Origin of the sequence: Variovorax boronicumulans, from assembly GCF_009811375.1 — a bacterium.
Lineage (GTDB): Bacteria > Pseudomonadota > Gammaproteobacteria > Burkholderiales > Burkholderiaceae_C > Variovorax > Variovorax boronicumulans.
In genome coordinates, this window is the sequence record NZ_BKDH01000001.1 from 3,584,545 (window position 1) to 3,605,003 (window position 20,459).

Genomic DNA, 20,459 nt, shown 5'->3' on the forward strand with positions numbered 1-20,459 from the left:
CCCCACGGAACCACAGGAGACACACATGAAAACCCTGTGGATGGAACTGCGACCGCTGCTGCTGTACATCGCGGCGTTCTCCTTCTTCATCAACCTGCTGTTCCTGGTGCCCGCGTTCTTCACCCTGCAGGTGTTCGACCGGGTCATCTCGACCAGCAGCCATGAAACGCTGCTGGTGCTGCTCGCCGGGACCGGCGTGGCGCTGTTCATCCTGCTGCTGCTGGACTACCTGCGAACCCGGTTGCAGAACGTGGTGGGCATCATGGTGGACGAGCGACTCTCCCCACCGGTGGTGAACGCCATCGTGGAGCGCGCCGCACGCGCCCCGAGCGGCGTGAGGACAGAAGGAATCCGCGACGTGGCCGCGCTTCGCGCCGTGTTTTCCGCCAATGGTCTGATCGCGGTGTTCGATGCGCCCTGGGTGTTCGTGTACGTGTTCGTGATCTGGATGTTCCACCCCGCGCTCGGCGTGGGCGCTGCGTTCTCCGCGCTCCTCATGCTCGGCCTGGCCTGGCTCAACGACCGCATCAGCCGCCGGTCGCTCGAAACCCTGCAGAACGAAGGACGACGCGCCGCGCAATACGTCGAGAGTTCCTTGCGCAACGCCGAAGTGCTGCAGGCCCTGGGAATGACACAGCGCCTGCTGGTGCGCTGGCGGGCGCTCCAGGACCAGATCGCGACCATGCAGACCAGCGCCAGCCGCAGCACCGTGGCGTTCACCGCCGGGACCAAGGCCGCGCGCCAGGCCATCCAGATTCTCATGCTGGCCCTGGGCGCGTACCTGGTGCTGAGCCAGCAGGCTTCCGCCGGCGTGATGATCGCCACCAGCATCCTGCTGGGCCGCGCGGTGCAGCCGGTGGAGCAGCTCGTGGGCAGCTGGCGCACGCTGATCGAGGCGCGGGCGGCCTACGGGCGCCTGCTGGAACTGTCGAAGGACTTCGAGCGCACCGAGCCGCATGTCGCCATGCCGCGCCCCGAAGGACGCCTGAGCGCGGAGAACATCTCGTACCGCGCGGCCGGCTCGGACACCCTGGTGCTCTCGAACATCGTCTTCGCGCTGGCGCCCGGCGAGGCCCTGGCCATCGTCGGCCCGAGCGCGGCCGGCAAGTCGACCCTCGCGCGCGTGCTCACGGGCGTGTGGCGCCCCAGCAGCGGCAAGGTCCGCCTGGACGGTGCCGACGTGTCGTACTGGCCGCGCGAAGAGCTGGGCCCCTACATCGGCTACGTGCCCCAGGACGTCGAGCTCTTCGACGGCAGCGTGGCGGACAACATCGCGCGCCTGGACAAGGTGGACTCCGAAGCGGTGGTTGCCGCCGCCGTGCGCGCCAATGCGCACGACATGATCCTGACCCTCCCGAAGGGCTACGACACGCCGGTGGGCGAACACGGCTCGCGGCTTTCTCCGGGCCAGCGCCAGCGCATCGCGCTCGCCCGTGCGCTGTACGGCAACCCGCAGCTGGTGATCCTGGACGAGCCGAACTCCAACCTCGACGGCGCGGGGGAAGTCGCACTCGCCCAGGCGATGAGCGGCCTGCGCCAGGCGGGCGTGACCTCGGTCGTCGTCACCCACCGCCCGTCGCTGATCGCCCACGTGGACAAGATCCTGGTGCTCGCCGCGGGCCGCATCCAGCAGTTCGGCCCGGCGAGCGAGGTGATGCGCGACATGCAGCGCCAGGCCCAGGCCATCGTGGACCAGAAGGCCGCCTGAGCGCCGCGCCGCCGTTGCGAACAAGGACCCCGCACCATGAGCACCGCCACACTCCCGATGCCTCCCGTTGCCGCCCCACGCAGCAGCCGGGAGCACGCACGACGCCTCGCGCGAAGCGGATGCTGGGTCATCCTCGGCGCGATCCTGCCCCTGGGCCTGTGGATGGGCCTCGCCCCGCTCTCGATGGCGGTGGTGGCCCCCGCGTTCGTCAAGGTGGACCTCAACCGCCGTCCGGTGCAGCACCTGGAAGGCGGCACCGTGCGCGAAGTCATGGTGCGCGACGGCCAGCATGTGAACGCCGGCGATCCGATCCTGGTCCTGGGCGACGTGCGCGTGGACGCCGACCGCAATCGCCTGAGCTACCGCGTCCATCTGGAGCGCGCCATGCTGGTGCGCCTGGAGGCCGAGCAGTCCGTCGCCAAGACGCTCGCCTTCCCCGAAGACCTGCTGCGCGCGGCCCGGCAGGACGATCGCATCGGCCAGGCCCTGCTCAAGGAGACGGCGCTGTTCCAGGCCCAGCGCCATTCGCTGGACAGCGCGGCCTCGCTCATGAGAACGCAGCGCGATCGCGTGCAGCAGGAAATCGTCGCCGTGCACGCGCAGATCGCGCAGGCGCAGAACTCGCTCGTCCTGCAGCGCCAGGACCTGGAGGCCAACCGCGGCCTGATCCAGGAAGGCTTCATTTCGTCGAGCCGGATCTCCCAGCTCGAATCGGTGGTGATGGAGTACGCGGCCAAGCTCGAAGAGCGGCGCACGGAACTGGCGCGCGCCGCCCAGCGCCTGGTGGAGATCGACCTGAAGATCCAGTCGATCCGCAACGACTACGTGAAGGCCGCGAGCGACCAGCTCAAGGCCACCACCCAGCGCCTGGGCGAGATCGAGCAGGAGCAGCGCAAGTCGAACGACGCGGCGCAGCGGCAGGTCGTCGTGGCCCCGGCCAGCGGCGAGGTGATCGACCTGAAGTTCACCTCGCCCGGCGCGGTGGTCGGGCCCGGGGAGTCGATCGCGGACATCGTGCCCAGCGATGCCCAGCTGATGATCGAGGCGCGCATCCGTCCGGAAGACATCAGCAACGTGCACCTCAACCAGCGCGCGCGGGTGAAGTTCACCGCCTTCAAGTACCGCAACACCTCGATGGTCACGGGCAAGGTGACCTATGTCGCCGGCGACCGGTTGATCGAGCGCCAGACCAACCTGCCCTACTACAGCGTGATGATCCTGGCCGACGCCGAGTCGCTCAGGGCCATCGGCGACTTCAAGCTCCAGGCGGGCATGCCCGCCGAGGTCTACATCGCGGGCGTCTCGCAGACCGCGCTGCAGTACGTCATCGAGCCCATCACCTCCACCATCCGCCGATCGGGACGGCAGATGTAGCGGGGCTGTTCTCTGTCAACGAGGGGAATACATCATGCGCAAGGATTCCAACCACCACGACCCCGTGACGCCTGTCGCCCACAGCAAGAGACGCACGTTCCTGAAGGCCTCGCTGGCAGCCACGGCCGCCCCCCTGGTCCTGACACCGGGCAAGACCCGCGCACAACCCACGCCCCTGCCGCCCAGCCCGCCGACGACACCGTGGGTCGAGGACCTGCCCAACCAGGTCACGCCGCTCACACCGCTGGCCACGCTGACCCCGGCCCCGACCCTCAACGCGAACATCGCGGGCGGCGAGTGCGGGCGTGCGCCGCACCAGCGCTACGCGGAACTGACCGTGCCCGGCAAGGCCGGCACGCCGCTGCTGTACCAGCTGACGGCCAAGGAGAACCCGGCCTGGCTGTTCAACGGCAACAACCCCTACTACCCCCCGCAGCCCATCTGGGGCTACGAAGGCAACACGCCGGGGGTGACCACGCCGGGCCCCACGATCCACGCGCGCTACGGGCAGTCGGTCATCTGCCGCATCCGTAACCAGCTGCCGCAGAACCACACGGGATTCGGCTCGCCTGAGATCAGCACGCACCTGCACAACATGCACACGCCGTCGGAGAGCGACGGCTTCGCGAGCGACTTCTACAGCGCCGTCCAGGGCGGCGTGACGCTGACCGCGCCGGGGACCTTCAACGACCACTTCTACCCCAACCTCTACGCCGGCTTCGACGAGTTCGGCGGCCTCGGCGACTCGCGCGAAGCCCTGGGCTCGCTCTTCTATCACGACCACACGGAAGGCGTGACGGCACCGAACGTGCTCAAGGGCATGTTCGGGCGCTACATGGTCTTCGACGCGCTCGACACCGGCGACGAGACCACGGGGCTGCGTTTGCCCAGCGGCGCGTACGACTACCCCCTGAGCTTCTCGGACAAGCGGTTCGACTCGGGCGGCCGGCTGACCTTCGACGAGCTCAACCCCGAGGGCGTGCTGGGCGACAAGATCGTGGTCAACGGCAAGATCGAGCCGGTGCTGCGCGTCGCACGCCGCAAGTACCGGCTGCGGCTGCTGAACGTCGGGCCGTCGCGCTTCTACGAGTTCGTGCTGCAGAACACGGGCGGCACCATCGTGTACCCGTACACGCAGATCGCCAGCGACGGCAACCTGCTGCCGGCACCGATCCTGAACCAGCTGAGGGTGCGGATCGCCCCGGCCGAGCGCGCGGACATCGTGGTGGACTTCTCGCGATTCCCGCTGAACACCACGCTGTACCTCGTCAACCAGCTCACGCAGGTCGACACCCGCAAACCCGGCGTGGTGCAGTCGCCGGGCACGCGCGTGCTCAAGTTCATCGTCGATCGCCAGCCCCCGACGCCCGACCTGAGCGTGGTGCCAAGCGTGCTGCGCCCGCTGCGCGACCTGCCCAGTGCCAGCGAACTCGCGGCCCTGCCGGTTCGCACCTGGGTGTTCCAGCGCAACAGCGGCATGTGGAACGTCAACGGGCTGTTCTTCGATTCGCTCACTGCCAGAGCCAGGGTCACCCGGGGCACCGCCGAAATCTGGGAGTTCATCAATCCCGACAACGGCTGGCAGCACCCGATCCACGTGCACTTCGAAGAGGGACGGATTCTCAGCAAGAGCGTCAACGGCGTGAGCCTGCCCATTCCCGTGAACGAGCGCGGACGCAAGGACGTCTTCGTCGTCGGCGAACTCATGACCGTGAGGGTGCTCGTGCGCTTTCGCGATTTCTCGGGCAAGTACCTGATGCACTGCCACAACCTCACCCACGAGGACCACGCAATGATGGTTCGCTTCGACATCGTGTGAAGAACGCCGATGACTTTCAGGAGATTCTCATGAACCACCGCAGACACTTGATCGCCGGACTGGGCGTCGCGTCCTTGTACGCGTTCGGCCTGCCCGCCTCCGCCGAGGCGCCGGCAACGGCTGCACGCCCGGGGCGTCGCATGCCGAACGTCGAACTGAAGACCCACACCGGGGCGAAGGTGAACTTCTACGACGACCTGGTCCGGGGAAAGATCGTCGCCATCAACATGATGTATGCGGACTGCGAAGGCATCTGTCCGCTCATGACCAACAACCTCCTGCGCGTGCAGGAGCGCCTGGCTCATCGGGTGGGCCGGGACATCTTCATGTACTCGATCACCATCCGCCCGGAGATCGACACCGCGGAGCACCTGGCCGACTACGCCGAGATGCACAGCGTGAACCCGGGCTGGCTTTTCCTGACCGGGAGCCGGAGCAACATCGACCTCGTGCGCTTTGCCCTGGGCTTCTACGACCCGGACCCGAAGGTCGACAAGGAGATCAATCGCCACACCGGCATGGTGCGCATCGGCAACGACGTCTATGACCGCTGGTCGATGGCGCCGGCGCTGGCGGCGCCCGAGCAGATCGTGGCCGCCATCCTGCATGTCGATCGCAGCCCGGCCGCGGTTCGCCGCGCGGGTGGCGCCATCTTGCAGGCCGACCCTCGGAGCACGGTCTGAACCAGCGCCTGCGCCGACCCCCACCCGGTGGACAGGGCTCACGGGCCCCCGCCACCGGGAAGCGTCTCGTCCCGGCATGGGGCGCCGTGCTCGCAGCGAGCTTTGCGTGGCCCGTCCATGGCCAGAGCCTGGTCGAGATCTACACGTCGGCGCGCGGCTACGACGCCACCTACCAGGGCGCGCGGGCCCAGTACGAGGCCACGCTGGCGCGGGCGGCGCAGTCCAGGGCCGGCATCCTGCCCACCGTCGGCCTCTCGGCCGGCGCCTCGCACACCCGGCAAGACCTCTCGACGGAAGGCAGCGCAACGACGCGCGGGTTCAACACCCAGAGCGTCGGCATCAACGCCACGCAGCCGCTGTACCGCCCCGCCAACTGGGCCGCCTACGAGCAGGGCCAGCGGCAGGCCGAGGTGGCGCAGATGGTGCTCACCATCGCCGAGCAGGACCTCATCGTGCGCGTGAGCCAGGCCTACTTCGACGTGCTCGCCAGCCAGGACAGCCTGGCCCTGGTGCGCGCGCAGAAGGTGGCCGTGGCCGAGCAGCTCGCATCGGCCAAGCGCAACTTCGAAGTCGGCACCACCACCATCACCGATGCGCGCGAAGCGCAGGCCCGCTACGACCTGGTGATCGCGCAGGAGATCGCCGCCGAGAACGACCTGCAGGTGAAGAAGATCGTGCTCGACCAGCTCGTCGGCAGCACCGGCAGCGTGCCCGTGCCGCTGGCGGCGCCCGTGGTGCTGCCTCCGCTCGCGCCCGCCGACATCGAGGTCTGGACCTCGCACGCGGATGCCGGGCACCCTGCGATCCAGCAGGCCCGCCTGGGCCTGGACGTGGCCGGGCTCGAGGTGCAGAAGGCGCAGGCCGGCCACCTGCCCACGCTCGATGCGACCCTGGGCTACAACGTCACGAACAACCCCCAGGGCACCAACACCACGCCGGGCCGCTCGCGGGTCAAGGCCCTCACCGTGGGCGTCTCCCTCAATCTGCCCTTGTTTGCCGGCTACGCGATCGAGAACCGCGTCAGGGAAACGCTGGCGCTCGAAGACCAGTCGCGCTCGCTGCTCGAGGCCACGCGCCGCGGCGTCGCGCAGGCCACCCGCGCCACCTACCTGGGGCTGGTGTCGGCCGCCGGCCAGGTGAAAGCGCTCGAAGCCGCCGAGGTCTCCAGCCAGATCGCGCTGGAGGCCAATCGCATGGGCTACCAGGTGGGCGTGCGCATCAACATCGACGTGCTCAACGCGCAGAGTCAGCTGTTCCAGACCAAGCGCGACCTGGCGGTGGCGCGCTATTCGGTGCTGCTCGGCAATCTCAAGCTGCGGCAGGCCAACGGCACGCTGGTGCCCGAGGACCTGAACGCCATCGATGCCGCGCTTGCAACCCACGGCCGCACCCCGGTCGACAGCGCGGCGCCCGTCTCCGTGTCCAGGAGAACGCCGGCTCGCCAATGACGAGGCATGCCATGGCACGTACCGACAGCACCAGCGACTGCTCGCGGCCATGACGGCGCTGAACATGCAGGTGACGCCATGCGACTGCTTCTGCTTCAGGATCGCGCGCGGGTCGACGACGGCCTGTTCACGCACTTGCGCAAGAACGGGTTCCTGATCGACAGCGTCGAGCGGCTCGGCGACATCGACGTGCTGGAGAACGAGTCCTACGACGTGCTGCTCGTCAGCTCGCAGTTGCCCGACGGATCGGGACTCGACTGGGTCCGGTTGTTGCGGGTGCAGCACATCACCACGCCGGTCCTGATGCTGATGGTGGGAGCGCCTGGCCCGGCCGCGCAGGCCGAGGTCCTCGACGCGGGCGCGGACGACTTCGTGGTGATGCCGTGCCGCCCCGAACTGGTGGCCGAGAGGGTGCGGGCACTGCGTTGCCGGGCCGCGGGCCTGGCGACGCCGCGCGTGCGGTGCGGCGACGTCGAGTTCGACCTGGGCAGCCGGACGACGGTCCGCTGCGGCATGCCTGTCGCGCTGACCGAGCGGGAATGGAACCTGGTGGAGGCGCTCGCGCTGCGCTTCGATCACACGGTCCCCAAGGCCCAGGTGGAATTGCTGGTGCAGGGGATTCACGGCGCCCCCACGAGCAACGCCCTGGAAGTGCACCTGTCCAACGTGCGGCGCAAGCTCGGGCGGCAGATCATCCGCACGATTCGCGGGGTCGGCTACCGCCTGAACACCTGAGCCCGTCGTCTTCAGACTCGTAAGCGTGCCGCACACAAGATAGCAACCTTAAGACGTGCGACTGGCCAGAATCGCACCACTCGCAGAGCCCCATCACTCACCGATGGCGCCACCACTGTCGCAGCGTCCCCCCGGGGCATGAATGGCGACACCTTCTCACGCAGGTACCACCGAACCATGTTCAAGCCCTCTCCCGCTCTCGTTTTCGCCAATTTCATGCAGCTGCCGACCATCGTGCCGAAAGCGGTGTGGCGCGCGCTGCGCGTGGTGAGCATCGCCTCGGCCCTGGCTCTCGCCGTCATGCTGGCGCTGCGGCCCGCCACCGCGATGCCCTTGTTCTGGGGCCTGATCGTGCCGTCGCTCCCCCTCGTGTTCATGCTGGCACCCGGGCTGTGGCGCAACGTCTGCCCGCTGGCCGCCATCAACCAGATCCCCCGCAGGCTCGGCATCACGCGCGCACTCACGAGCCGCCGCCTGTCGCAGGGCGCGGCATTTCCGATCGGCATCGGCCTGCTGATCTGCGCGGTCGTCGCGCGCAAGCTGCTGTTCAACGGCAACGGCATGGCCACCGCCGGCCTGCTGGCGGCAGCCATGGGGGCGGCGCTCATCGGCGGCCTGCTGTTCAAGGGCAAGAGCGGCTGGTGCAGCAGCATCTGCCCCCTGCTGCCGGTGCAGCGGCTGTACGGCCAGACGCCGTTCATCCGCATCGCCAACACGCACTGCGAACCGTGCGTGGGCTGCGCCAAGAACTGCTACGACCTCAACCCCGGCGCGGCCTACCTGGCCGACCAGTACGACCCGAACCCGGCCTACCGCAACTTCCGCAGCTTCTTCGCGGGCGTCTTTCCGGGCCTGATCCTCGGCTACTACCTCGTGCCTTCGCCCGCCGAGATCGGCCCGGTCTCCACGGTCATGCAGATGCTGGTCTACATGGCGGCCAGCCTGACGCTCTTCAACCTGATCGAATTGCTGGGCAGCAAGACGCGCAACCTGTCGCCGGTGCTCTTCGCGGCGGCCGCGTTCTCGCTGTACTACTGGTTCACCGCCCCGCTGGTCGTCAGCACCTTGAGCAGCCTGAGCGGCATGCCCATCGCCCCCGAAGTCGTCGCCACGCTGCGCGGCCTGACGATCATCGCGAGCCTGACGTGGATCGCGCGGTCGCTGCATGTCGAGCGCCTGTTCCTTCGCCGTGAACTGCGCAAGGGTGTCCGGGACGGTTCCCGGCTGGCACCGATCGTCATCGAGACGATGCGGCTGCACCGCGGCCCGAACGACGCCGCGCGCAAGGCGCCGGTTGCAACCCCGCCGGAGAACGAGGCCGCTGCGGCCGCGCCGGCGGATGCGTCCACGCAGCCTGCCGAACTCTGCATCGACCCCACCGGCATGAAGACCCCCATCCGCAAGGGCCAGACCCTGCTCGAGGCGCTCGAGGACTGCGGCGCCCCCATCAACGCCGGCTGTCGTTCCGGCGTGTGCGGCGCCGACCCGATCGCCGTCGTGGCGGGCGGCGAGCGGCTCGCCCCCATCGGCAGCGACGAGCGGGCGACGCTGGCCCGGCTCGGCTGCGCCGACGGCACGCGCCTGGCCTGCATGGCGCGCATCCGCAATGCCGGGCCCATCCGCATCGACCTGAAGCGGGAGGCGACCCCGGCGGCGCGCGAGACACGCAAGCCCGAAGTCGTGCCCTTCGATGCGTCGATCCGCCGCGTCGTGATCGTGGGCAACGGCGTGGCCGGCCTGACCGCGGCCGACCATGTGCGGCGCCGCCACCCCGACTGCGAGATCCATCTCATCGGCCGCGAGAACCACAACGCCTACAACCGGATGGCCATTGCCAAGCTGATCAGCATGCCGACGGGTGTCCAGGGCCTGCACCTGCTGCCCGAGCAGTGGTATGCCGAACACCGTGTCACCGCGTGGCTCAACACGCATGTGTCGGGCGTCGACACGCAGCGTCGCGAGCTCACGCTGGCGACTCGCGAGACGCTGGGCTACGACAGGCTCATCCTGTGCTCGGGCAGTTCGGCGTGGGTCCCGCCGCTCGACGGCTACGGCATCGAAGGCAGCTTTGTGCTGCGCGATGCCGACGACGCGATGGCGATCCGCGACTACATGCAGCGCTTCCACGGCACCTGCGCGGTCGTGCTGGGGGCCGGCTTGCTCGGCCTGGAAGCCGCGCAGGCGCTGGCGCAGCTCGGGGCGCAGGTCCAGGTGCTGTCGAACAGCGGCCAGATCCTCGACCGGCAGATCGACACCCCGGCCAGTGTCTTGCTGGAAGCGCACCTGGCAACCCAGGGCATCCATGTCATGACCGGTGCCGACGCCGCGCGGCTGGAGCCGGGCAGCGAGGGCCGCGTGGCGCGGCTCGTGCTGAAGGACGGACGCCAACTCCCCGCCGACGTGGTCGTGGTGTGCACCGGCGTGCGCGCCAACGTCGACATCGCGCAGTCCGCCGGCCTGGCGCTCGGCCGCGGCATCATCGTCGACGCACAGATGCGCACCAGCGCCGCCCATGTCTACGCCGCAGGCGATGTGGCCGAGTTCGAGGGCCACTCGATCCCCCTGTGGGCCGTGGCTGCCGAGCAGGGAGAAATTGCGGCCGTCAATGCGCTGGGCGGCAAGCGCGTCTATCGCGGCCATGTGCCCGTGACCGCGCTGAAGGTCTCGGGCATCGACGTCCGCTCCGCGGGCTCCGTGCACGCCGCGCGGCCCGGCGAATTCGAGTTGACGCAGTCCGAGCCTGCGCAAGGCATCTATCGCAAGCTGGTGGTCGCCGAGGGCCGGCTTGTCGGCGCGGTGCTGGTCGGATCGCCGGACGAGGCGGACGAGGTCATTCCGGCCGTGCGCGAGCACGCGCCGGTCTCCACGATGACCGCCTTGCTGGAGCGTGGGGACTGGCAGCAGCATTCGGTGGCATTGGCGGCCTAGCCCTACACGCAGCAGGGCAAGGTCCTGGATGAATGCCTGCAGCGGTTCGGCGGCTGCGGCTACATGGTCGAGTACCCGATCGCACGCATGTATGCCGACGCGCGCGTGCAGCGCATCTACGGCGGCACGAGCGAGATCATGAAGGACCTGATCGCGCGCAAGCTCGGCGCATGACAGTACCCCGTCGAGGGCGCGCGCGACCACGGAACGACAAGGCGCCCTCGCCGGTCGGCAGGCAGCCCGCCTCCGGCTGAGCCAGAGGGTATTCCCCGAGCCGGTGTCGGCGAATCTGTCGGCTGGTTGACGGAATCGATGGCCGCTGTTTCCTAGCATGGAGACGCAGTCCCTCCCCCATAGCCATGGGGGACGCGCCCAGGGGCGCGGGGACTGCGCGACCCATTCCCAAGGAGACATTTCCGTGAACAGGACATTGCTGCGGCCGGCACTCACCGCATTGGCCCTTCTCGCCCTCGCCGGCGCGGCCACGGCACAGGAAGGCGCCGCCTACCCGGGCAAGACGGTGACCATCGTCGTGCCCACGCCGCCCGCCGGCGGCACCGACCTCATCGCGCGGCTGTTCGCCGACGTGCTGGGCAAGGCCTTCAAGCAGAGCGTGATCGTCGACAACCGCGCCGGCGCCAACGGCATCCTGGGCGTCGACTTCGTCGCCAAGGGGCCGGCCGACGGCACGCGCGTGCTGTTCACCTACGCCGCCACGATGGTGATCAACCCGGCGCTCTACAAGAAGCTGCCCTACGAGCCGCTCAAGGACTTCGCGCCCGTCGCGCAGGTGGGCCGCGGCGGCAACCTGCTGCTGGTGCGCAAGGACCTGCCGCCGAACACGCTCAAGGACTTCGTCGCCTATGCCAAGGCCCACCCCGACAAGCTGAACTACTGCTCGTGGGGCAACGGCTCGGGCGGCCACCTCACGATGGAGAGCCTGAAGAAGCAGGCCGGCATCTCGCTGCTGCACGTGCCCTACAAGGGCAGCAGCCCCTGCGTGCAGGACCTCATGGGCGGCCAGGTGGACGCCGGCTTCGCCGACATCTCCTCCACCATCGAGGTGGTGAAGGCCGGCCGGGTCAAGGCCCTGGCCTACAGCGGCCCCGACCGCCTGCCGATGCTGCCCGACGTGCCCACGATGACGCAGGCCGGGTTCCCGTTCAAGAACTACACCTGGTACGGCTTCTTCGTGCCGGCCAAGACACCGCCCGCCGTCGTCAAGCGCCTGAACGAAGAGATCTACCGCGCCCTGCAGGACCCGGCTGTGACCCAGCGCCTGCGCGAACTCAACTTCACGGACCTGCCGCGCCCCACGCCGGAGCAGTTCAAGGAAGTCCTGCGCCAGGACCTGCAGGACTGGAGCGCCCTGGTCAAGTCCATCGGCGTCACGCTGGACTGACGCCCTATCCACCACGACGCCGGGGCCATGCCCCCGCGCGTCCCCGGAGACCCCATGACACAAGAAAAATCCAACCCCTCCGCCACCCTCGGCGGCTTCAACACCCTGCCCGGCCAGGGCAGCCACCTGCCCTTCGACGCACCGCCCAGCGCCAGCATCGCGGGGCGCAAGCTGTCGGAGTCCACGCACGCGCGGCGCAAGGCGGTGCCGCACCTGCGCGACGACGCACCGAACGTGCTGATCGTGATGCTCGACGACGCCGGCTTCGCGCACCCCGACACCTTCGGCGGCGAGATCCACACGCCCACGCTGACGCGGCTGGCCGGCAGCGGCATCACCTACAACGCCTTCCACAACTGCGGCGTGTGCTCGCCCACGCGCGCCTCGCTGCTGACGGGGCGCAACGCGCACCGCGTGGGCTACGGCCACATCTCCGAATACGCCACCGACTGGGACGGCTACGTGGGCGTCATCCCCAAGAGCGCCGGCACCCTGGCCGAGGTGCTCGGGGCCTGGGGCTACAACACGGCCGCGTTCGGCAAGTGGCACAACACGCCGGCCAACCTGACCACGCAGATGGGCCCCTTCGACCGCTGGCCCACCGGCCACGGCTTCAACCACTTCTACGGCTTCCTGGGCGGCGAGAGCTCGCAGTACGAGCCGCGCCTGGTCGAGAACACCACGCTCATCGAGCCGCCGCGCGACGAGGGCTACCACCTGAGCGAGGACATGGCCGACAAGGCCTGCGGCTGGCTGCGCCGCCACCGCGCCATCACGCCCGACAAGCCCTTCCTGATGTACTGGGCGCCCGGCGCGGTGCACGGCCCGCACCACGTCTTCAAGGAATGGACCGACAAGTACAAGGGCAAGTTCGACGACGGCTGGGACGCCTACCGCGAACGCGCCTTCGCGCGCCAGAAGAAGATGGGCTGGATCCCCGAGACCGCCGAGCTCACGCCAAGGCCCGAGACCCTCGCCAGCTGGGACAGCATTCCCGAGGCCGAGCGCCCGTTCCAGCGCCGGCTGATGGAGGTCTACGCCGGCTTCCTGGAGCACACCGATGCGCAGATCGGCAAGGTCGTCGACGAGCTGGAGCAGCTCGGGCTGCGCGACAACACGCTGGTGTTCTTCGTGTTCAGCGACAACGGCGGCAGCGCCGAAGGACAGAACGGCACGGTGGTCGAGCTGCTGGCGCAGAACCGCATCTCCACAAAAATCTCGCAGCACCTCGAGTTGCTGGAAGGCCTGGGCGGCCTCGACGCGCTGGGCGGACGCAAGACCGACAACATGTACCACGCGGGCTGGGCCTGGGCCGGCTCCACGCCGTTCCAGAGCACCAAGCTGATCGCCGCGCACTTCGGCGGCACGCGCACGCCGCTGGTCGTGTCGTGGCCGCGCGGCATCCAGCCCGACACCACGCCGCGCTCGCAGTTCCACCACGTCAACGACATCGCGCCCACGCTCTACGAGATCCTGGGCATCACGCCGCCGAGCGAGCTCAACGGCGTGCGGCAGGATTCGCTGGACGGCATCTCGATGGCCTACACCTTCGCCCATCCGCAGGCCGGGGGCCGCAAGGGCGTGCAGTACTTCGAGGTGGCGGGCAGCCGCATGGTGCACCACGACGGCTGGACCGCGGGCGTGTTCGGCCCGCGCATTCCCTGGGTCGCGGGCGCCGCGCCCGGGCTGGCCACCTGGGACCCGGACAACGACGTCTGGGAGCTGTATCACGTCGCGAAGGACTACGCGCAAGCGCACGACCTGGCGCAGGCGCAGCCGGCCAAGCTGGCGCAGATGAAGGAGATGTTCGCCGTGCAGGCGGGCATCAACCACGTCTATCCGCTGGGCGCGATCTACCACCTGACGCTGAAGCCGCAGCACCGCATCGCGCCCCGGCATACCTCGTGGCACTTCAGCGGCGACATCACGCGCATTCCGGAGAACTGCGCGCCCAACATCAAGACGCGCAGCCACACGGCCACCGTCGATGCCACGCTGGGCGAGCGCGCGAGCGGCGTGCTGTTCGCGCTGGGCGGCTTCAACGGCGGCATCTGCCTGTACCTGGACGACGGCCACCTGGCCTACGAATACAACATGCTCGGCATGTACCGCTTCAAGGCGCGCTCGCCCGCGCGCATCGCCGCCGGACGCCATGCGATCGACGTCGAGTTCACGATGAGCGACGGCACGGCGCCCCAGCGGCCCGCGCACGCCGTGCTGCGCGTCGATGGCGTGCAGGTGGCGACGTGCGACATCGGCGTCACCGTGACGGCCATCTTCTCGGCCTGCGAGACCTTCGACGTCGGCTGCGACCTGGGCTCGCCAGTGGCGGCGGAGTACTTCGACCGTGCGCCGTTCGGCTTCGACGGGCGCATCCACGACGTCTGGCTGCGCTATGCGGAGGCCCAGTCGTGAGCACGTTGATCACTGAAGCAGACGCCTACGCCATCGGCATCGAGGCCTACACCTATGCCTATCCGATGGTGGTGATGGAGCTGACGCGCCGCGTCGCCACCAACGTCGCGCAGCCGGACGGCGCGCGCGTGCGCGGGCCGATGAACCGCTTCGTGCACGTGCCCACCTACCCCGACGCCGGCTTCAAGGACGTGGTGCGTCCCAACGCCGACACGCTGTACTCCAACATCTGGTACGACGTCGGCGACGAGCCGCTGGTGCTGACGCTGCCGGACATGGGCGATCGCTACCACGTCATTCCGTTCTACGACCTGTGGACCGACGTGTTCGCCACGCTGGGCACGCGCACCAACGGCAACGGCGGCGGCCACTTCGCGCTCGTCGGCCCGCGCTGGCAAGGCACGCTGCCCGAGGGCGTGCGCGCCATCGTGAGCCCCACGGACGTGGGCTGGATCGTGGGGCGCATCCAGACCAACGGCGCGGCCGACTACGCCCACGTGCACACGCTGCAGGCCGGCTTCGAGGCCGTGCCGCTGTCGGCCTGGGGCAAGCCCCATGACCCACCCGCCGGCCACGTTGATGCAGCGCTGGACATGCGCCCACCCGTCGAACAGGTGGCCGCGCTCGGCGCCGGCGACTTCTTCGCGCTCTTCGCCGAACTGCTCCAGCGCAACCCGCCGCATGCCACCGACGGTGCGCTGCTGCTGCGCATGGAACGCATCGGCCTCGTTCCCGGCCGCCGCTTCTCACTGGCCGAAGCACCCGAGGCCGTGCAACGCGCCCTGACGCGTGCCGCGCCCGATGCCTACCGGCGCATGCTCGAGCGCGCACCGGCGATGCGCATGGTGCGCAACGGCTGGAGCCTCGGCAGCAATGTGGGCGTCTACGGCAACGACTACCTGGCGCGCGCCTTCGTCGCCTACGCCGGGCTGGGCGCCCTGCCGCGCGAAGAGGCGATGTACCCGCGCTCGGTCTGCGACAGCGAGGGCCAGCCGCTGTCGGGCACTGCGCGCTATGTGCTGCACTTCGACGCGCACGAGCTGCCGCCGGCCGATGCGTTCTGGTCGCTGACGCTGTACGGCCCCGACCAGTTCTTCGTCGACAACGCGCTCAACCGCTACGCCATCGGCGACCGCGACGCGCTCGCCTTCAACGCCGACGGTTCGCTGGACCTGTACATCCAGCACGCGTCGCCGGGCCCGGCCAAGGCCCCGAACTGGCTGCCCGCGCCCGCCGGCCCCTTCAGCATGAACCTGCGCCTGTACGTGCCGCAGGCGCCGGTGCTCGACGGGCGCTGGGCACCGCCTGCGCTGAAGCGCCTGCCCTGACCGAACCGACCGCATCGTCTCCCACCCGAAAGGCACTCACTTCATGACCCGTTCCCGCTTCCGCGCGCTGCGCGCGCCCGGCCTGTGCATCGTCGGGCTCCACCTGGCGGCCGGTGCCGCCCTGGCGCAGGCCGACTACCCGAGCAAGCCGATCCGCATCATCGTCCAGTACCAGGCCGGCGGCTCGGCCGACGCGCTCGCGCGGCTGGTGGGCGACGGGCTCTCCAAGCGGCTGAAGCAGCCCGTGCTGGTGGAGAACCGCAGCGGCGCAGGCGGCATCATCGGCACCGACTACGTGGCCAAGAGCGCGCCCGACGGCTACACCGTGCTGCTGTCGGTGCCGGGCCCGATCGCCGCGAACCTGGCGCTGTACAAGAAGCTGCCCTACGACCCGCGCACCGACCTGCGCCATGTGTCGGACATCGCGAGCACGCGCACGATCATGGTCGTCCACCCTTCCGTGCCGGCGCAGGATTTCAAAAGCCTCGTCGAGGCCGTGCGCAAGGCGCCCGGCAAGTACGCGATGGGCTCCTGGGGCCCCGGCGTGCAGCCGCACCAGATGCAGGTCTTCATGGACAAGACCTACGGCACCCAGACGCTGCACGCGGCCTACAAGGGCGAAAGCCCGATGGCGGTCGACCTGCTCAGCGGCGTGATCCAGATGACCGTGGGTTCCATCAGCACCTTCCAGCCCTACGTCGCGGCCGGCAAGCTGCGCGCCATCGCCGTGCCGGGCGCGCAACGCGCCAAGGCCGCCCCCACGGTGCCGACCTTCGCCGAGCAGGGCTACAAGGACGACATGTTCATGCTCATGGCGCCGACCTCGCTGCTGGTGCCCGCCAAGACGCCCGATGCCGTGGTCGAGAAGCTCAGCCGCGAAGTCGCCGCCGTGGTGAAGCAACCCGAGGTGCAGCGCCGCATCGAGGACATGGGCGCCGAGCCCATCGGCAACACGCCGGCCGAAGCCTCGGCGGCGTACAAGGCGTTCCTGCCCGTGTCGCTGAAGCTCACGCGGGCCACGGGCGTCACGCTGGACTGATTGCTCCGTTTCCCGAGAACCGTGCATCACCCGCCTCCCGATTTCGAACCCCGGGTGTACACCCCGCAGCGCATCGCCGCGATCGTCGCCACGCTGGCCTCGGACGGCATCCCCGCCGCACAGGCCCTGGCCGGCAGCGAGCTCGACGAGGCCGCGCTGCGCGATCCCGGCACGCGCGTGTCGTATGCGCAGACGGTCACCTTGCTGCGCAATGCGCTCGCGCTGGCACGCAACCCGACGGTGGCACTGCGTGCCGGCGCGCGCATGCACCTCACGGCCTACGGCATGTGGGGCTATGCGCTGCAGAGCAGCCCCACCTTCAGCGCGCTGATCGAGTTCGCCATCACCTACCGCCGCGCCATCGGGCCGCTGGCCGACATGCACCACGACCCCGTGCACGCGCCCGGCACCTGCAGCTTCGAGGTGCTGGTGTCGCCCGACCCGCGCGACCCGCTCTACCGCTTTGCGCTGGCCTTCACCTTCGCGGCCCACCTGACGCTGGCACGCGACCTGTACGGCGATGGCTTCGGCTTCACGGGCCTGCGCCTGGCCTGCCCCGCGCCCGAGCACGGCGCGGGCGTCTGGGAGGCGTGGTTCCAGTGCCCCGTGCAGTTCGGCCAGCCCGACAACGCACTGCAGTTCGACGAGGCCTGGTGCACGCGCGCGCCGCGCCTGCACGATCCGCTCACGCACGCCATGGCCAGCGAGAGCTGCCAGCAGTTCGTGGCCGGACTCGCGCATGCCGGGGGCATCGCCGCGGCGGTGCGGCGCAAGTTGGTGGAGCAGATGCCGTGGCGCTTTCCGAGCATCGAGTCGATGGCCCGCACGCTCGCGCTGGAGCCGCGCACGCTGCGGCGGCGGCTCGCCACGCACGGCACCACGTACCGGTCGATCCTCAACGAGGTGCGCCTGCGGCTGGCCATCGAGTACCTGCGCAAGACCCGCATGACCACCGAGGAGATCGCGGAGCGCCTGGGCTACAGCGAGGCCGCGAACTTCAGGCACGCCTTCGTGCGCTGGACCGGCACCAGCCCGCACGCCTACCGCCTGGCCTGCGCGCCGTGCTGAGTGAGGCCTCGGCTCAGTCTTCCGCGGCGATGCGGTGCAGTCGGGGCAGGTCGACCACGGTGACCAGGCGGTAGCCCTCGTTGCAGCCGAGCACGCCCTCGTCCTTGAACTGCGCCAGTTCCTTGCCGACGGTCTGGCGCGACACGCCCAGCATGTTCGCCAGGTCGGTCTGCGACACGCGCAGCTCGGTGTCGCACGGCGCGCCGCTCGCGTCCCCGTAGCGATACACCATGTTGAGCAGCGTGATCGCCGTGCGCCGGCGCACCGAGCCCAGCACCTGGTCCTGCAGGATCTCGGCGCTCATGCGATAGCGCCGCAGCATGGTCTGGGCGATGCTGCGCCACAGCATCGGCTCCGCATCGAGGATGCGCCGCATCGCGGCACCGGGGATGTGGATGATGTGCGAATCGGCGCGCGCATCGAAGGCGAAGATGGGCTGCATGTCGTCGATGAGATGCACCATGCGCGTGATCTGGCCGGCCCCGAGCACCGAGAGGATGTACTTGTCGCCGGCCGCGTTGGTGGCCGCGATCTCGATCGAGCCCGACACGATCACGAACACCTCCCGCTGGTGGTTGCCGCGACTCACGAGCGGCGTGCGGCGCCGGTAGTGCCTGGCGCGCGCGGCGTTCGCCAACTCGCGCAGCCGGTCTTTCGGCCAGTCGAGAAACACCGCGCACGTGCTCAGCCCGTGCTCGATCTCTTCCCTTGTGCTCTGCGATACGGGTTGCGGGTATTCCATGGGATGACTCAGCAAAAACTGTTGCCTGGTTGACGGATTCGAAGAGCAGCGATTCCTATCATAGGACTGGCCAATCAAAGAACAACGAGGAACTCCCTAAGTGAGACATGCACGTTCCCTGCCTGCACGCCTGCCGCTGTTTCGCAGCACCGCGGCGCGTTCGTTGATCCGGCTTCTTGCGTCGCCCATGCGACGCAACGCGCGAACGACGAGACCCCTGCGCGGCATGCGCGGCTTGCGCGACGCGATGCGAATGCCGTGATGCGCGGCCACACGCCCTGCGCGCGCGGCTAGAGGCCGCCCCCCTTTTTCCCGAAGTCCCCGAAGGGCATCCGCCCTTCGGAACACCCGAGCCCTGGAACGCAGCGATGCGCACCAGCGGACTCGTTCATCCCTGAAGAAGCAAGCAAAGCAAGACCTGCCATGAAACATCACTCCCTGGCCGCATTGGCTCTCCTCACCGCCGCCGGCACTGCATCGGCGCAATCGTCCGTCACGGTGTTCGGCATCGTCGACGTCGGCATCAGCCGCTACACGTCCAAGAGCACGTACCACAGCCCCAACCCCTTCGCGCTGCCACCGGCGAACGCCGCGGGCGGCAGTGCCAAGACGAGCCAGACCGCGCTGTCGAACTCGGGCTATGCGGGCAGCCGTGTCGGCTTTCGCGGCACGGAAGACCTGGGTGGCGGCCTGGCGGCGAGCTTCTGGCTGGAGTCGGGCATCACCAACGACGACGGCGCCAAGGGCATCAGCAACTTCAACCGCCGCTCGACGATGAGCCTGTCGGGCCCGTTCGGCGAACTGCGCCTGGGCCGCGACTACGCCGCGACCTTCTGGAACGACACCGTCTTCGATCCCTTCGGCACCAACGGCGTGGGCACCAACCTCATCGCCAACATCAACAGCCGCATCGCCGCCATCGCCGGCCCCGGCTCCGTGGTGGCCGCGACCGACAACTACATCCGCACCGGCAACTCGATCGGCTACTTCCTGCCGCCGAACCTGGGCGGCGTCTACGGCCAGCTGCAGTACACGCTGCACGAGAACACCCAGCGCAGCGACCAGCCCGGCACGCCATCGGCCAAGGGCCGCTACGTGGGCGGCCGCCTGGGCTATGCCAGCGGACCGCTCGACATGGCCATCGCCTACGGCCAGAGCACCGCCGCCGACAGCACCACGCTCAACGCGCTGGGCATCGCGACCGCCACGCAGGAGCGCAAGATCAACGCGCTGAACCTGGGCGCGTCGTACAACTTCGGCCCTGCCAAGCTGTTCGCCGAGGTCTCGCGCGTGCAGGACAAGAACGAGACCGGCACGCTGCAGAACCTGCCGGGCCTGGCGGTCCCGTTCATGAACACCGCCACGCGCAAGGACAAGTACAACGGCTACATGCTGGGCGTGACCGTGCCCGTGGGCCCGGGCCTCATCCGCGCGTCGTACGCCTCGGTGAAGTACAAGAACGGCGCACCGGCCGCGACCGACCTGAACAGCCTGCTGTGGGGCCTGAACGGCAACCGCGACACCACGGCCAACCAGATCTCGCTGGGCTACGTGCACAACCTGTCCAAGCGCACCGCGCTGTACGCCTCGGTGTCGCGCATCCGCATCAAGGACGGCTGGAACAACCCCGGCGTGATGGGCGCCATCACCGGCGGCTCGGCCGCCTACCTCACGGGCGGCACCGCGCAGGCTGCAGGCTGGGCGCCGCGCTCGTCGATGGGCTACGACTTCGGCATCCGCCACGCGTTCTGAGCGCATGCGAAAGGAGGT

General features: G+C 69.1%; 14 protein-coding genes and 1 pseudogene. 14 read left to right on the forward strand and 1 reads right to left on the reverse strand.

The annotated features are described in order from the left end of the window. Positions 1 to 25: 25 nt before the first annotated feature. The 13 genes and pseudogenes from VHAB30_RS16470 (at position 26) to VHAB30_RS16530 (ending at position 17,947) form a co-directional block, all read left to right on the forward strand. Positions 26 to 1,708, forward strand: a complete 1,683-nt coding sequence (locus tag VHAB30_RS16470) for a type I secretion system permease/ATPase (RefSeq protein WP_159277765.1) — start codon at positions 26 to 28, stop codon at positions 1,706 to 1,708. Between the two features lie 36 nt (positions 1,709 to 1,744). Continuing rightward, on the forward strand, positions 1,745 to 3,082 hold the full coding sequence (locus tag VHAB30_RS16475) for an HlyD family type I secretion periplasmic adaptor subunit (protein ID WP_062470848.1): 1,338 nt from the start codon (positions 1,745 to 1,747) through the stop codon (positions 3,080 to 3,082). A gap of 34 nt (positions 3,083 to 3,116) precedes the next feature. Continuing rightward, positions 3,117 to 4,901 carry a multicopper oxidase family protein gene (locus VHAB30_RS16480; RefSeq protein WP_159277768.1) on the forward strand — a complete coding sequence of 595 codons (1,785 nt, stop codon included), beginning with the start codon at positions 3,117 to 3,119 and terminating at the stop codon, positions 4,899 to 4,901. Between the two features lie 29 nt (positions 4,902 to 4,930). Next, entirely contained in the window at positions 4,931 to 5,584 is a 654-nt protein-coding gene (locus VHAB30_RS16485) for an SCO family protein (RefSeq protein ID WP_159277770.1), read from the forward strand. 86 nt (positions 5,585 to 5,670) lie between these two features. Further along, a complete protein-coding gene (locus VHAB30_RS16490; protein WP_095950017.1) occupies positions 5,671 to 7,032 on the forward strand; it encodes a TolC family outer membrane protein in 1,362 nt (453 codons plus the stop codon). Between the two features lie 78 nt (positions 7,033 to 7,110). Continuing rightward, positions 7,111 to 7,767 (forward strand): winged helix-turn-helix domain-containing protein, encoded by a 657-nt coding sequence (locus VHAB30_RS16495; RefSeq protein WP_159277772.1) that lies wholly within the window; start codon positions 7,111 to 7,113, stop codon positions 7,765 to 7,767. 216 nt (positions 7,768 to 7,983) lie between these two features. Then, a complete protein-coding gene (locus VHAB30_RS16500; protein ID WP_159277774.1) occupies positions 7,984 to 10,695 on the forward strand; it encodes an NAD(P)/FAD-dependent oxidoreductase in 2,712 nt (903 codons plus the stop codon). A gap of 9 nt (positions 10,696 to 10,704) precedes the next feature. Next, positions 10,705 to 10,869, forward strand: a pseudogene (locus VHAB30_RS16505) (acyl-CoA dehydrogenase family protein); the annotation flags it as partial. Positions 10,870 to 11,113: 244 nt separating this feature from the next. Further along, a complete protein-coding gene (locus VHAB30_RS16510; RefSeq protein ID WP_235926696.1) occupies positions 11,114 to 12,097 on the forward strand; it encodes a Bug family tripartite tricarboxylate transporter substrate binding protein in 984 nt (327 codons plus the stop codon). 54 nt (positions 12,098 to 12,151) lie between these two features. Further along, positions 12,152 to 14,512, forward strand: coding sequence for an arylsulfatase (locus tag VHAB30_RS16515; RefSeq protein ID WP_159277778.1), 2,361 nt, complete (start codon positions 12,152 to 12,154; stop codon positions 14,510 to 14,512). Continuing rightward, positions 14,509 to 15,840, forward strand: coding sequence for a DUF1254 domain-containing protein (locus tag VHAB30_RS16520; RefSeq protein WP_235926698.1), 1,332 nt, complete (start codon positions 14,509 to 14,511; stop codon positions 15,838 to 15,840). Before VHAB30_RS16515 ends, VHAB30_RS16520 begins: the two co-directional genes overlap by 4 nt. 43 nt (positions 15,841 to 15,883) lie before the next feature. Continuing rightward, positions 15,884 to 16,879 (forward strand): Bug family tripartite tricarboxylate transporter substrate binding protein, encoded by a 996-nt coding sequence (locus VHAB30_RS16525; RefSeq protein ID WP_159277780.1) that lies wholly within the window; start codon positions 15,884 to 15,886, stop codon positions 16,877 to 16,879. A 21-nt stretch (positions 16,880 to 16,900) separates the two neighbouring features. Further along, the gene (locus VHAB30_RS16530; protein WP_159277783.1) at positions 16,901 to 17,947 is read left to right on the forward strand and encodes an AraC family transcriptional regulator; all 1,047 of its coding nucleotides are present in this window, start codon (positions 16,901 to 16,903) and stop codon (positions 17,945 to 17,947) included. A 13-nt stretch (positions 17,948 to 17,960) separates the two neighbouring features. On the opposite strand, the gene VHAB30_RS16535 is transcribed toward VHAB30_RS16530, so the two are convergent. Beyond that, a complete protein-coding gene (locus tag VHAB30_RS16535; protein ID WP_159277784.1) occupies positions 17,961 to 18,689 on the reverse strand; it encodes a Crp/Fnr family transcriptional regulator in 729 nt (242 codons plus the stop codon). 423 nt (positions 18,690 to 19,112) lie between these two features. Between VHAB30_RS16535 and VHAB30_RS16540 the strand changes: the two genes are divergently transcribed. Next, entirely contained in the window at positions 19,113 to 20,441 is a 1,329-nt protein-coding gene (locus VHAB30_RS16540) for a porin (protein ID WP_159277787.1), read from the forward strand. Positions 20,442 to 20,459 lie beyond the last annotated feature (18 nt).